At 69.1% G+C, this 1,380-nt stretch carries 1 protein-coding gene; it reads left to right on the top strand.

The window, feature by feature from the left end; translation table 11 throughout:
• On the top strand, nucleotides 1-1,380 hold a 1,380-nt coding region (locus GUY61_RS38320; RefSeq protein ID WP_166634893.1), incomplete at both ends, for an acyl-CoA carboxylase subunit beta.

Raw genomic sequence — 1,380 nt, 5'->3', positions numbered from 1 at the left:
GCAGCTGCGCCGGCACCGGGCGACCGGGTTCGGCCTGGAGGCGAAGAAGCCGTACACGGACGGTGTGATCACCGGCTGGGGCACGGTGGAGGGCCGTACGGTCTTCGTGTACGCGCACGACTTCCGGATCTTCGGCGGTGCGCTGGGCGAGGCCCACGCCACCAAGATCCACAAGATCATGGACATGGCCATCGCGGCGGGGGCGCCGCTGGTGTCCCTGAACGACGGGGCGGGCGCCCGGATCCAGGAGGGCGTCTCGGCGCTGGCCGGCTACGGCGGCATCTTCCAGCGCAACACCAGGGCGTCCGGCGTCATCCCGCAGATCAGTGTGATGCTCGGCCCCTGTGCGGGCGGTGCGGCCTACAGTCCGGCGCTGACGGACTTCGTGTTCATGGTCCGTGAGACCTCGCAGATGTTCATCACCGGCCCCGACGTGGTCAAGGCGGTCACCGGCGAGGAGATCACCCAGAACGGGCTCGGCGGCGCGGACGTGCACGCCGAGACCTCCGGCGTCGCGCACTTCGCGTACGACGACGAGGAGACCTGCATCGCCGAGGTCCGCTACCTGATCTCCATGCTCCCGTCCAACAACCGGGAGAACCCGCCCGCTCACCCGAGTGAGGACCCGGCCGGCCGCCGCGGTGACGTCCTGCTCGACCTGGTTCCCGCGGACGGCAACCGCCCCTACGACATGCACCGGGTCATCGAGGAGATCGTCGACGACGGCGACTTCCTCGAGGTCCACGAGCGCTGGGCGCGCAACATCGTCTGCGCGCTGGCCCGCATGGACGGCCAGGTGGTGGGCATCGTCGCCAACCAGCCGCAGTCCCTGGCCGGTGTGCTGGACATCGAGGCCTCCGAGAAGGCCGCGCGCTTCGTGCAGATGTGCGACGCCTTCAACATTCCGATCATCACTCTTCTGGACGTGCCCGGCTTCCTGCCCGGGGTCGACCAGGAGCACGGTGGGATCATCCGCCACGGCGCGAAGCTGCTGTACGCGTACTGCAACGCGACCGTGCCCCGGATCTCGCTGATCCTCCGGAAGGCCTACGGCGGCGCCTACATCGTCATGGACTCCCAGTCCATCGGGGCGGACCTCACCTACGCCTGGCCGACCAACGAGATCGCGGTGATGGGCGCCGAGGGCGCCGCCAACGTCATCTTCCGCAGGCAGATCGCCCAGGCCGAGGACCCCGAGGCCATGCGCACGCGCATGGTCAAGGAGTACAAGGCCGAGCTGATGCACCCCTACTACGCGGCCGAACGCGGCCTCGTCGACGACGTCATCGACCCCGCCGAGACCCGCGACGTGCTCATCCGCTCCCTGGAGATGCTCCGGACCAAGCACGCCGACCTGCCCTCCCGCAAGCACGGCAACCC

The organism is Streptomyces sp. GC420, from assembly GCF_009916105.1.
GTDB lineage: Bacteria > Actinomycetota > Actinomycetes > Streptomycetales > Streptomycetaceae > Streptomyces.
Note: the sequence above shows the minus strand (reverse complement) of the source record. Positions and strands in the feature narration are given on the sequence as shown.